Source organism: Micromonospora phytophila (assembly GCF_023656545.1).
Lineage (GTDB): Bacteria > Actinomycetota > Actinomycetes > Mycobacteriales > Micromonosporaceae > Micromonospora > Micromonospora phytophila.
The window spans coordinates 1-11,920 of sequence record NZ_JAMOKF010000161.1; the positions used below are offsets into that span (position 1 = coordinate 1).

General features: G+C 73.6%; 11 protein-coding genes. 2 read left to right on the plus strand and 9 right to left on the minus strand.

Features of this window, described 5'->3' with window-relative positions; genetic code table 11:
- The 7 genes from NCC78_RS18860 to deoC all read right to left on the minus strand — a co-directional run.
- Positions 1 to 590 (minus strand): cytochrome d ubiquinol oxidase subunit II (locus NCC78_RS18860; protein WP_250795972.1); only part of this gene is annotated, 590 nt, incomplete at its 3' end.
- 13 nt (positions 591 to 603) lie between these two features.
- Entirely contained in the window at positions 604 to 1,854 is a 1,251-nt protein-coding gene (locus NCC78_RS18865; RefSeq protein ID WP_250795974.1) for a cytochrome ubiquinol oxidase subunit I, read from the minus strand.
- A 241-nt stretch (positions 1,855 to 2,095) separates the two neighbouring features.
- Complete coding sequence (locus NCC78_RS18870) at positions 2,096 to 3,001, minus strand: M56 family metallopeptidase (protein WP_250795975.1); 906 nt, start codon at positions 2,999 to 3,001, stop codon at positions 2,096 to 2,098.
- A gap of 10 nt (positions 3,002 to 3,011) precedes the next feature.
- Positions 3,012 to 3,506: a BlaI/MecI/CopY family transcriptional regulator gene (locus NCC78_RS18875; RefSeq protein WP_250795976.1), complete on the minus strand. Its 495-nt coding sequence runs from the start codon at positions 3,504 to 3,506 to the stop codon at positions 3,012 to 3,014.
- A gap of 284 nt (positions 3,507 to 3,790) precedes the next feature.
- Entirely contained in the window at positions 3,791 to 4,615 is an 825-nt protein-coding gene (locus tag NCC78_RS18880) for an aldehyde dehydrogenase family protein (protein WP_250795977.1), read from the minus strand.
- Positions 4,608 to 6,038 (minus strand): aldehyde dehydrogenase family protein, encoded by a 1,431-nt coding sequence (locus NCC78_RS18885; protein ID WP_250795979.1) that lies wholly within the window; start codon positions 6,036 to 6,038, stop codon positions 4,608 to 4,610. The genes NCC78_RS18880 and NCC78_RS18885 overlap by 8 nt, the downstream gene beginning before the upstream one ends.
- Before the next feature lie 6 nt (positions 6,039 to 6,044).
- Positions 6,045 to 7,004 (minus strand): deoxyribose-phosphate aldolase, encoded by a 960-nt coding sequence (deoC, locus tag NCC78_RS18890; RefSeq protein ID WP_250795980.1) that lies wholly within the window; start codon positions 7,002 to 7,004, stop codon positions 6,045 to 6,047.
- A gap of 134 nt (positions 7,005 to 7,138) precedes the next feature.
- Between deoC and upp the strand changes: the two genes are divergently transcribed.
- Together upp and NCC78_RS18900 are read left to right on the plus strand one after the other, a co-directional pair.
- The gene (upp, locus tag NCC78_RS18895) at positions 7,139 to 7,771 is read left to right on the plus strand and encodes a uracil phosphoribosyltransferase (protein ID WP_250795981.1); all 633 of its coding nucleotides are present in this window, start codon (positions 7,139 to 7,141) and stop codon (positions 7,769 to 7,771) included.
- Positions 7,772 to 7,836: 65 nt separating this feature from the next.
- On the plus strand, positions 7,837 to 8,514 hold the full coding sequence (locus NCC78_RS18900) for a GOLPH3/VPS74 family protein (protein ID WP_250795982.1): 678 nt from the start codon (positions 7,837 to 7,839) through the stop codon (positions 8,512 to 8,514).
- A gap of 769 nt (positions 8,515 to 9,283) precedes the next feature.
- On the opposite strand, the gene NCC78_RS18905 is transcribed toward NCC78_RS18900, so the two are convergent.
- Together NCC78_RS18905 and NCC78_RS18910 are read right to left on the minus strand one after the other, a co-directional pair.
- Positions 9,284 to 10,951: a phospho-sugar mutase gene (locus NCC78_RS18905; protein ID WP_250795983.1), complete on the minus strand. Its 1,668-nt coding sequence runs from the start codon at positions 10,949 to 10,951 to the stop codon at positions 9,284 to 9,286.
- A gap of 47 nt (positions 10,952 to 10,998) precedes the next feature.
- On the minus strand, positions 10,999 to 11,920 hold a 922-nt coding region (locus tag NCC78_RS18910; RefSeq protein ID WP_250795984.1), incomplete at its 5' end, for a serine/threonine kinase C-terminal domain-containing protein.

Here is an 11,920-nt window from a genome sequence, read left to right on the forward strand (position 1 = left end):
GGAACCAGCCGGCGGGCCAGCCACCCGAGCGGCGCGGCGTCGGCGGCCGGCAGCCGGAGGGTGAGGAAGGTAGCGCCGTGCACGGCGACCAGCGCGACCACCGCGAGCCCGGTGGCGGCCACGAACGGGGTGAAGACGTGGGTCACCCCGGCGACGTGGCCGTCGGCGTGCAGCGGTACGCCCTGGAGCAACCCGGCGAGCAGGGCGCCCCAGCCGAGCGCGGCGAGCACGCTGCCGACGACAACCACCCGGTCCCAGCGCGTCCGGGCCCGGTCCCCGGCCGGGCGGCTGCGCAGCTGCACCCCGACGGTCACCAGGATCACCCCGGTCAGCGCGCCCAGCACCGCCGGGTAGAAGCCGGAGAGCAGTTCCCCCTCCAGCATGGGGAAGGCGCCGAAGAGGATGCCGACGGCGGCCACCAGCCAGACCTCGTTGCCGAGGAAGAACGGGCCGACCGCGTTGAGGGCCGCCCGCCGGCGGGCCGGGTCGGCGCCCCGGGCGAGCAGCAGGCCGACGCCGTAGTCGTAGCCGCCGAGAACGAGGTAGGTGGCGAAGAAGAGGCCGAGCAGGGCGTACCAGGCGAGCTCCACGGTCGTCGTCTCCTCAGGCGAAGGCGGGTTCGGGGCGGGGGTCGGCCGGTCGCTGCTCCGGCGGGCGGCCGAGGGCCGGGTCGTGCGCGCCACGGGCGGCGTGCCGGGCGAGCAGCACCCAGTTGGTGACGGCGAGCGCGCCGAGCAGCAGGCTGAAGCCGATCAGCGAGGCGAGCATCACGCCGGCGTCCACGCCGGAGACGGCCCGGTCGGTGGGGAGCAGCCCGTATGCGACCCACGGCTGGCGGCCCACCTCGCGGGCGATCCAGCCGAGGATCACCGCCACGAAGGGCAGCGGCAGGGCGAGCAGCACCAGCCAGAGCGGGAAGCGCAGCCGGATGACCCAGTCCCGCCAGAGCAGGGGGAGTAGCAGCCAGAGCAGCCCGAGGCCGAAACCGATCAGGATCATGAAGCCGAGGCCGACGCTGGCCAGCACCGGCGGGGTGTAGTCGCCGGGGCCGAAGCGGGCGGTCCAGTCGGCGACCAGCGCGTCGGCGGCGGGGCTGCCGCCGAACTTGGTGGGCTGGACCTCGCCGACCGGGCCGAACTGGGCGAACCCGAAGCCCTGCACCGCGGTGATCGAGAGCGCCGCGGTGACCAGGCCGATCCGCAGCGCGGTGCGGTGCAGCGCGAAGTCCGGCGTACGCCGCAGCAGGTGCCACGCGCTGACGGCGGCCATCAGCATCCCGCCGACCAGCAGTGCCGCCGCGACGACGTGGCCGAACGCCATGCCGAGGCTGGGGTTGGCCAGCAGCGCGGAGAAGTCGGTGAGGTGGGCGACCCCGTCGCGCAGCTCGTAGCCGACCGGGTTCTGCAACCAGGAGTTGGCCACCATGATCCAGAAAGCCGAGGCGTACGCGGTGAGCGCGACGCCCCAGAGCAGGGCCAGGTGGACGCCCCGGCGCAGCCGGTGCCAGCCGAAGATCCACATGCCGAGGAATGTCGACTCCAGGAAGAAGGCGACCAGCGTCTCGATCGCCAGGGGCGCGCCGAAGACGTTGCCGACGTAGCGGGACAGGCCGCTCCAGTTCAGCCCGAACTGGAACTCCATCACGATGCCGGTGGCGATGCCGAGCACGTAGTTGATGACGTAGAGCTGGCCCCAGAACCGGGTCAGCCGTTCGTAGACCGGGTTGCCGGTCAGCACGGCGGTCGTCTGGAGCCCCACCAGCAGGGTGACCAGGCCGAGGGTGACGACCACGAAGAGGAAGTGGATCGAGGTGGTGGTGGCGAACTGCAGGCGGGCGAGGAGCAGGGTGTCCATGGCCGGCTCTCCATACGGTCGACTCGCTTGTCGTAGCGAGACTACACGTAGGTTCTCTACATATAACTACTACGCCATGTCGTAGTGGATGTTACGACAAGACGTAGTAGTAAATCGTCGGGGGGATCGAGCGCAGGATCGCGCTCGAACACGGAATCAGTGGCCTTCGCGGACGGCGGAGGCCACTGCTTCCCGGTCCAGCACGATCTCCGGCGGGGTGGCGCGGGGTGTGGGCTCCGGGTCAGCTGAGGAAGAGGGAGATGGGCAGGGAGACCAGGGTGGTCGCCACGGCCAGGGCGGCGGCGCCGATCAGCCGGGGCGGACGGTCGGCCACCAGCAGCCGCTGCACCCGGACGTCGAGGTCCCGGTCACCCATGCCGAGGGCGCCGGCCGGGGTGACCCGGTTGCCCGCCGCGGCGAAGCGGCGCAGCGCGCCGGCCAGCGGCGCCTCGGCGTGCACCTCGCGGGCCTTGTCGTCGGCGCGCATCTCGACCAGCAGCGCCACCCGCTCGTGCGCCTCGCGTACCCAGCGGAACCAGGGCAGCGCCCGGCAGAGGGCGGTGAACGGCAGCAGCACCAGGTCGTGCCGCTCGTCGGCGTGCGCCCGCTCGTGGGTGAGCACGGCCTCCAGCTCGGCGCGGTCCAGCAGGTCCAGCGTTCCCGCGCTGACCACCACCCGCGGCTTCACCCCGGGCAGGCAGTACGCGGCCGCGCTCGGGTGGTCGAGCACCAGCGCGCCGGGAACCGTGGGGTCGCGCCGGGCGACCAGGGTGAGCAGGTCCCGGTGCCGGCGCTGGGCGCGTACGGTGCCGAGGATGCTGCGGACCGTCGTGGTGAGCAGCACCGCGCCGATGCCGAAGCCCACTCCGACGGCGGCCAGCTGCGGTGCGCCCAGCCCGACGGGAAGGGTGTCGTGGCTCAGGTCGGCGGCGAGGGCGAGCAGGGCGCTGCCGGTCGGCCGGTCGTACAGGCCCAGACCCAGCGCCATCGGCAGGCCCATCGCGGAGAGGCCGAGCGCCAGCCCGACCGCCTGCCAGCAGAGGATGGCGATCCGGGGGCTGCGCCAGGTCCAGGTGGAGGCCGCCAGCACCTGGGCGGTCAGCCAGCAGGCCAGCATCGTGACGCCGAAGTGCACCGCGAAGGCCATGGCCGCCGCCCTACCGGTCCGCTGCCTCGTCGGCCGGGGTCGGGCGCCCGGCCCGGTCGGTGCGTGGGGCGTCGACCCGATCGGTCAGCCCGGTGTCGCCGCGCCCGACGGCCCGGCCTCCGGTCGACCCGGTGGCGCCGGGACCGGCCTCGTCGCCGAGGGCGGCGCGCAGCACGTCGGCCTCGGTGCCGGTCACCGAGCGGGCGAAGCGCACCAGCGCGGCGTCCCGGCTGCCGCCGAGGTCGAGGGCGTCGAGCATGAGCTGGGCGATGTGCGCCTCGCGGCTGGCGGCGGCCCGGTAACGCCAGGCCCGGCCCTCCCGCTCGCGCTGCACCATGCCCTTGCCGGCGAGCCGGTCGAGCACGGTCATCACCGTCGTGTACGCCAGCTCGCGCCCGTCCAGCGCGTCGGCGACCTCCCGCACGGTCACCCCGTCCGACGTGCCCGGGACCACGTCCCACAACACGTCCATCACCGCGCGTTCAAGATCACCGAGCCGAGTCACGCCCCAATCCTACTCCCCGTAGTAGACCCCTCCCCACCGCCCACCGCCTCGCCTCTCACCGCCAAGATCCGCCGGATCTTGAGCGCCCGTCGGGGCGCGTCGGGTCGAGCGCAATGAACCCGCTGGCCGGTGACCCGACGTCGGGTCACCGGCCAGCAAGATCGACGTACGGGCGGACCTGGCCCACGTCAGGTTTTCCGGGGACCCCCGCCTGCGCAGGGATCAAGCCTGACCGCCCGGAGCAGGCGGGGCTCCCCGGGAAACCCCAGGGCCGGGGACGCGGATCACACCCCCTTCGGGTGCCAGACCGTCTTCGTCTCCAGCAGCGTGGTCATCCGGGTGATGCCCGGGTCGGCGGACCAGTCGTGGTCGACCGGCGCCGGGCGGAGCACCCGCTTGAGGTTCTGCGCCGCCTTGACCTCCAGCTCAACCGCCAGCTCCGCGTCGGTCACGCCGGTCAGGTCGATGGCGTTGACGTCCATGTGCGCGGCCAGCGTCGGCACCGTCTCGGTGATCTTCCCGGTGAGCAGGTTGACCACGCCGCCCGGCAGGTCGGAGGTGGCCAGCACCTCGGCCAGGGTCACCGCCGCGAGCGGCTGCGTCGGCGAGGTCGCCACGACCACCGTGTTGCCGGTGACGATCGCCGGGGCGATCACGCTCACCAGGCCGAGCAGCGCCGGCGTCTCGGGGGCCACCGCGGCCACCACGCCGGTCGGCTCGGGCGCCGACAGGTTGAAGTACGGCCCGGCGACCGGGTTCGCCCCGCCGTACACCTGGGAGAGCTTGTCGGACCAGCCGGCGTACCAGACCCAGCGGTCGACCGCCGCGTCCACCTCGTCGCCGGGCAGGCCCAGGGCGACGAACTGCTCGCGCCGGCCCTCCAGCATCTCGGCGACCCGGTAGAGGATCTGACCCCGGTTGTACGCGGTCGCCCCGGCCCAGCCCTTCACGGCGGCGCGGGCGGCGACCACCGCGTCCCGGGCGTCCTTGCGGGAGGCCAACGACACATTCGCGTCCTGCACGAGATACGACCGTCCCGACTCGCTGCGGGGGAACTTCCCACCGATGAAGAGCTTGTACGTCTTGCGTACCGCGACCCGCTCAGACATTGAGGTAGCCCTCCAGCCCGTGCCGGCCGCCCTCGCGACCGTAGCCCGACTCCTTGTACCCGCCGAACGGCGAGGTGGGGTCGAACTTGTTGAACGTGTTGGCCCAGACCACGCCGGCGCGGAGCCGGTCGGCCGTCCAGAGGATCCGGGAACCCTTGTCGGTCCAGATCCCGGCCGACAGCCCGTACGGCGTGTTGTTGGCCTTCTCGACGGCCTCGGCCGGGGTGCGGAACGTCAGCACCGACAGCACCGGGCCGAAGATCTCCTCCCGGGCGATCCGGTGCGCCTGGGTGACCCCGGTGAAGATGGTCGGCGCGAACCAGAAGCCCCGCTCGGGCAGCTCGCACGGCGGCGACCAGCGCTCGGCGCCCTCGGCCGACCCGGCGTCGGAGAGCTCGCGGATCCGCTCCAGCTGGGCGGCGGAGTTGATCGCGCCGATGTCGGTGTTCTTGTCCAGCGGGTCGCCGACCCGCAGCTGGGCCATCCGCCGCTTCAGCGACTCCAGCACCCGGTCGGCCACGTTCTCCTGGACCAGCAGCCGCGAGCCCGCGCAGCAGACGTGCCCCTGGTTGAAGAAGATGCCGTTGACGATCCCCTCGACCGCCTGGTCGACCGGGGCGTCGTCGAAGACGATGTTGGCGGCCTTGCCGCCCAGCTCCAGGGTGAGCTTCTTGCGGGTGCCGGCGACCGACCGGGCGATGGCCCGGCCGACCTCGGTGGAGCCGGTGAAGGCGACCTTGTCCACGCCCGGGTGCTCGACCAGCGCGCGGCCGGTGTCGCCGGCGCCGGTGACGATGTTGACCACGCCGGCCGGCAGGTCGGCCTGCTGGCAGATCTCGGCGAAGAGCAGCGCGGTCAGCGGGGTGGTCTCGGCGGGCTTCAGCACCACCGTGTTGCCGGCCGCGAGGGCCGGGGCGATCTTCCAGGCCAGCATCAGCAGCGGGAAGTTCCACGGGATGACCTGCGCGGCCACGCCGAGCGGCCGCGGGTTCGCGCCGAAGCCGGCGTGCTCCAGCTTGTCGGCCCAGCCGGCGTAGTAGAAGAAGTGCGCGGCGACCAGCGGCAGGTCGACGTCGCGGGACTCCTTGATCGGCTTGCCGTTGTCCAGGGACTCCAGCACGGCCAGCTCGCGGGAGCGCTCCTGGATGATCCGGGCGATCCGGAACAGGTACTTGGCCCGGTCCCGGCCCGGCATCGGGCCCCAGACCTTCTCGTACGCCTCCCGGGCGGCGCGGACCGCGCGGTCCACGTCCTGCGCGCCGGCCTCGGCGACCTCGGCCAGCACCTCCTCGGAGGCGGGGTTGATCGACTTGAAGCTGCCCCCGTCGGTCGGGTCGACGAACGTCCCGTCGATGAACAGCCCGTACGAGGGCTTGAGGTCCACCACCGAGCGGGACTCGGGGGCGGGTGCGTATTCGAACATCGGCTATCAGTCCAGGGTGAAGTAGTCGGGACCGGAGTAGACGCCGGTCGTCAGCTTGGTGCGCTGCATGAGCAGGTCGTTGAGCAGGCTGGAGGCGCCGAAGCGGAACCAGTCCGGGTCCAGCCAGTCCGGGCCGACGGTCTCGTTGACCATCACCAGGTACTTGATCGCGTCCTTGGTGTTCTTGATGCCGCCGGCCGGCTTCACGCCGACCTGCCGCCCGGTGGCGGCGCGGAAGTCGCGGACCGCCTCCAGCATCACCAGCGTCACCGGGAGCGTGGCCGCCACCGGAACCTTGCCGGTGGAGGTCTTGATGAAGTCCCCACCGGCCAGCATCGCCAGCCAGGACGCCCGCCGCACGTTGTCGTACGTGGCCAGCTCGCCGGTCTCCAGGATCACCTTGAGGTGGGCGTCCCCGCAGGCGGACTTGGTGGCCACGATCTCGTCGTAGACCTCCTTGTACCGCCCGGCCAGGAACGCGCCCCGGTTGATCACCATGTCGATCTCGTCGGCGCCGGCCTCGACGGCCGCCCGGGTGTCGGCGAGCTTGATCTCCAGCGGCGCCTGACCGGAGGGGAAGGCGGTCGCGACGCTGGCCAGGTGCACGCCGGAACCGCGCAGCACCTCGGCCACGTACGGGACCATCGCCGGGTAGACGCAGACCGCGCCGACGTGCGGGCAGGTCGGGTCGGCCGGGTCGGGGCGCAGCGCCTTGGCCGCGAGCGCCCGCACCTTGCCCGGGGTGTCCGCGCCTTCCAGGGTGGTGAGGTCGACCATCCGGATGGCCAGGTCGATCGCCTGGGCCTTCGCGGTGGTCTTGATGGAGCGGGTGCCGAGCTGTGCCGCCCGCTGCTCCGCGCCGACCTGGTCCACGCCGGGCAGGCCGTGCAGGAAGGTCCGCAGAGCGGTCTCGGATCGTCCCAGCTCGGAAAGGTCCGACCGGGCCGACGTCGCTGTCGCCGTCATGCCCCGAATACTACGCATCCGGACCGGCCGTGATCTTGGTCACGGCGACGGGTCCACCGCGCACACGTGAGCGGCGTCGCTGGTCACCCCGCACCGGCAGTGCCGGGTCCACGCGACCGGTAGGTTGAGCGATCGTGGACGTACACGTCATTGACCACCCGCTCGCCCAGTCGCGGCTGACCGCCATGCGGGACTCCCGGACCGATTCCTCCTCGTTCCGGGCAGCGCTGCACGAACTCACCACCATGCTGGTGTACGAGGCGGCGCGCTCGTTCCCCATCGAGAGGTACCCGGTGCAGACCCCGGTCACCGGCACCGAGGGCACCCGGCTGGCCAACCCGCCGCTGCTGGTTCCGGTGCTGCGGGCCGGTCTCGGCATGGCCGACGCCGCGCTCGGCCTGCTGCCGGAGTCCTCGATGGGCTTCGTCGGCCTGGCCCGCGACGAGGAGACGTACGAGCCGCGCGCCTACATGGAGTCGCTGCCCCGGGACCTGAGCGGCCTGCCGGTGCTGGTGCTGGACCCGATGCTCGCCACCGGCGGCTCGCTGGAGCACTGCTGCCGGCTGCTCGCCGACCGGGGCTGCACCGACATCACGGTGCTCTGCGTCCTGGCCGCGCCGGTCGGCATCGAGCGCCTGGAGCGCTCCGGCCTGCCGCTGCGCCTGGTCACCGCCGCGATCGACGAGGGGCTCAACGACCGGATGTTCATCGTCCCGGGCCTCGGCGACGCCGGCGACCGACAGTTCGGCGGCATGCCCCGCTTCTGAGGTTCGCGGCGCGGCTGCGCGCGAGTCCGTGCGCGGGGTGCGCGCAGCCGCTAGCGTTCGGGGCCATGACTGGTGTTGCGCTCGCCGAAGAGCTGCTTCTCCTCGCGTACGACGACGAGACCGGCAAGGCGACCATGCCGCGGATCAGCCTCGACCTGGGGATGGCCGCCGCGGTGCTGATCGAGCTGGCCCTGGCCGGCCGGGTCGCGTACTCCGAGGGGTCCCTGGCGGTGGTCGACCCGACGCCCACCGGCGAGCCGGTCGCCGACGAGGTCCTGGCCCGGATCGCCGCCGACACCCCGCACAGCCCCTCCTCCTGGGTGCAGCGGCTGCGGCACGGCCTGCGCGACCGCATCCTCGGCGACCTGTGCCGCCAAGGTGTGGTGCGGGACGTCGACGAGACCGAGCTGGGCTTCATCCACGTGCACCGCTACCCCGCGGTGGACGCCTCGGTGGAGGAGGAGGCCCGCCAGCGGCTCGCCGCGGCGCTCGCCGACGGGCAACTGCCCGACGAGCGGACGGCGGCGCTGGCCACCCTGGTCGTGGTGCTGCGGATGGAACCGGTGCTCGGCCTGACCGGCACGGCGGCCGTCGACGCCCGCCGCCGGCTCGAGGAGATCGCCGGCGGCGCCGGGTTCTCCGGCAACGTCAGCCTGGACGACTCGGTGGTCCGCCCGTCGGTGGGCCTGGTGGTGGCCGCCCTAGGCCAGGCCATCGACCACGCCCTCGGCAAGCGCCCCTGACCACCCGGCACCAGCCGGCACCACCCGTCGCGCCGCTGGTTGTCGGGAAGCCTCGGCACCGGCGGCACCGGCGGCACCAGCGGCACCGCAGGCACCAGCGGCACCGCCCGCGTCCCGGTCGTCGCCGTCACTCTGGGTTGCCGCGCCCCCGTGGATGGTCCCGCGACGCAGAGTGAGCGCTTGACTGGCGGAACCGACGCGCCGACGGCGGCCGCACGGTCTCAACTCCTTGACCAGGGCTTCTCCGCTGTCCCACGTCCGACACCCACGGCACTCCTCGCTCCCTTTGCTCTGCCGCCACCCATGCGACAGGCACCGACCGTGACCGTCGCCTCCGGGGCGGCAGAGCAAAGCGTCCGCGAAGGTGGTCGGCTCCTTGGGGGATGCCGTCACACACGGTGACGCCACCGCCGGCCGGAGCCGCCGTCGCCGACCATGCCGTGGTCGCCGCCGCCGACCATGCCGCCGACGCCGTGATCGCTGGCCGGCACCACCGTGACCGCCGACCGAGCCACAGTGACCGCCGACAAAGCCACAGCGACCGCCGACCGACCCCGCCGTCATCGCTGGCCGGCGCTGCCGTGACCGCCGGCCGGCGCTGCCGTGACCGCCGGCCGGCGCTGCCGTGACCGCCGACCGACGCCGCCGTGACGGCCGACCGACCGGCACTGCCGTGATCGCCGATCGACGCTGCCGTGACCGCGCGACTCAGCAGTCACCGTCGGCCGGCGCCGGCGTCATCGTCGGCCGGGCACCTCGCGGTCCGGGCTCAGAGCGCCAGGGCGGTGGCGATCTCGGCGCGCAGGGCCGTGACCGCAGCCTGTGCGCGGGTGCGGGCCGCGGGCACGTCGCCGTCCGCGACCGGCTCCACCACCTCCAGGTACGCCTTGAGCTTCGGCTCGGTACCCGACGGGCGGATCACCACCCGGGCGGCGTCGGTGCGCAGGATCACCACGTCCGCCTCGGGGAGCAGGTCCTGCGCCGAGGTGACCGGGTGCCCGAGCAGCGCGGTCGGGGTGGCGGCCCGGATCCGGGCCATCGCGTCCGCGATCACCCGCAGGTCGTCCACGCGTACCGAGAGCTGGTCGGTGTGGTGCACGCCGAACTCGGCGGCCAGCTCGTCCAGCCGGTCGTTGAGGGTGCGCCCCTGCGCCTTGAGCCCAGCGGCCAGCTCGGCGACGGTCAGCGCGGCGGTGATGCCGTCCTTGTCCCGGACGTGATCGGGGGCCACGCAGTAGCCGAGCGCCTCCTCGTAGCCGAAGACCAGCGGCTCCGTCCCGCCACCGGCCCGGACGATCCACTTGAACCCGGTCAGCGTCTCGTCGTACGGCAGGCCCCGGGCGGCGCACATCGCCCGCAGCAGGGACGACGACACGATCGTGGTGGCGTAGAGGCCGGTCACCCCGCGACGCATCAGGTGGTCTGCCAGGAGCACGCCCACCTCGTCGCCGCGCAGCATCCGCCAGCCGGTCCCACCGTCCCGGACGACGACGGCGCAGCGGTCCGCGTCCGGGTCGTTGGCGACGGCGATGTCCGCGCCGGTGCTCTCGGCCAGCGCCACCAGCCGGTCCACCGCACCCGGCTCCTCGGGGTTGGGGAAGGAGACCGTCGGGAACGCCGGGTCCGGCTCCGCCTGGTCGGGCACCACCCCGGGCACCGGGAAGCCGGCCCGGGCGAAGGCCGCGGTGAGCACCGCCGCCCCCACCCCGTGCAGCGGGGTGTACGCCACCGCCAGGTCGCGGGGCCCGTCCGGGTCGATCACCGCGGTGGCCCGCTCGACGTACGAGGCCACCAGGTCGTCGCCGAGGACCTGACCGGGCGGCCCGAGCGGCACCTCGGCCAGCGGGCCGACCGCCCGGATCGCGGCCTCGATGCCGGCGTCGGCCGGCGGCACGATCTGGGCTCCCGCGCCGAGTACCCCGCCCGGCTCCGCCCCGAGGTAGACCTTGTAGCCGTTGTCCTGCGGCGGGTTGTGGCTGGCGGTGACCATCACCCCGGCGACCCCGCCCAGGTGGCGCACCGCGTACGCCAGCACCGGGGTGGGCAGCGGGCGGGGGAGCAGCAGCGCCGGCCGGCCGGCGCCGGTGGCGACCTGGGCGGTCCGCTCGGCGAACTGCCGGGAACCGTGCCGGGCGTCGTACCCGATCACCAGTGGGCCGGAGCCGCCCTGGGCGGCCAGCCAGCCGACCAGCCCGGCGGCGGCCCGGGTGACCACCGCGAGGTTCATCCCGTTCGGGCCGGCGCGCAGCGGGCCGCGCAGCCCGGCGGTGCCGAAGGTCAGCGGGCCGGCGAACCGGTCGGCCAGCTCCGGGGCGCTCGCGGGCAGCCGGTCGAGCACCGCCCGCAGCTCCTCCCGGCTGGCCGGGTCGGGGTCGTCGTCGAGCCAGCGTCGGGCTCGCTCGCGAATGTCGTCGATGTCAGTGGTTTCCGCCGGCATGCCTCTTGATAGCACGCCGGCGGATCACCACTTCGCTTCCCCTGCGATCAGCCGGCCTCGGTGAGCTGGAACGACTGCACCATCTCGTCGAAGATCGGCTTGCTCTCCGCGAACTTCGCGTCGGTGGCGGTGAGGTAGAACGAGTAGGCCTTGCCGTCGTGGACGACCCCGCGCCACACCCCGTGCCGCTTGGCGTCGCCCTCGCCGCAGGTGTACTCGAACTCGGCCGCCGGCTTGCCGGCCAGCTCGTTCTCGGTCATGGCGATCTGGGCGTACGGCTTGACGCACGACTTGGCTCGGGTCCGCAGGCCGTTCTCGGCGACCTCGGCCCAGCGGGTCGAGGTGGTGCCGAACTTCTCCACCAGGATCCGCACCTTGCGCCCGTCGTCCTGGGGGTCGACGTAGTCGACCCAGTCGCCGGCGCTCTTGCGCTCCCAGCCCTGCGGCACCATCACCCGCACGCCCTTGCCGACGTGCTCCTTCATCTCCGGCGGCACACCGGCCGGTGCGGCCGTGGTCGGGACGGCCTGCGGGGCGGCCGGCGGCGGCTCGTCACCGCCGCCGGACAGGGCCACCGCCGCGATCAGCAGCACCACGGCCAGCCCACCGGCCACGGCCACCTGGACCTTGCGGGGCCAGCCCTTCACGGTGCGGACGAACTGGTTGCCGGCGCCGCGTACGCCCCCGAGGGGGCCGCCCGCGTCGCCCGCGCCCGGCGCGGTGGCCGGCGACGTCCATGCCTGGCCGGTGCCCGGCACCGACCACTGACCGCCGCCGTAGGTGCCGCCGATCCGCTGGGTCGCCTCCGGCTGGCCGCCGAACCGGGCCGGGCCGGGCGTGCCGGTCCCGATCCGCTGGGTCGTGTCGGCCGAGCCGATCCGCTGGGTGGCGTCGGAACCGCCGCCGTAGGTGCGTCCGGTGGTCGCGGGACCGGCCGGGGCCGGCATCGCGCCGGTGGGGGTGTGCAGC

Coding starts and splice junctions, on each gene's coding strand:
- NCC78_RS18905 (WP_250795983.1), bottom strand. CDS start 10,951: ATGCCGGCGGAAACCACTGACATCGACGACATTCGCGAGCGAGCCCGA.
- NCC78_RS18900 (WP_250795982.1), top strand. CDS start 7,837: ATGACTGGTGTTGCGCTCGCCGAAGAGCTGCTTCTCCTCGCGTACGAC.
- NCC78_RS18885 (WP_250795979.1), bottom strand. CDS start 6,038: ATGTTCGAATACGCACCCGCCCCCGAGTCCCGCTCGGTGGTGGACCTC.
- NCC78_RS18865 (WP_250795974.1), bottom strand. CDS start 1,854: ATGGACACCCTGCTCCTCGCCCGCCTGCAGTTCGCCACCACCACCTCG.
- NCC78_RS18870 (WP_250795975.1), bottom strand. CDS start 3,001: ATGGCCTTCGCGGTGCACTTCGGCGTCACGATGCTGGCCTGCTGGCTG.
- NCC78_RS18880 (WP_250795977.1), bottom strand. CDS start 4,615: ATGTCTGAGCGGGTCGCGGTACGCAAGACGTACAAGCTCTTCATCGGT.
- deoC (WP_250795980.1), bottom strand. CDS start 7,004: ATGACGGCGACAGCGACGTCGGCCCGGTCGGACCTTTCCGAGCTGGGA.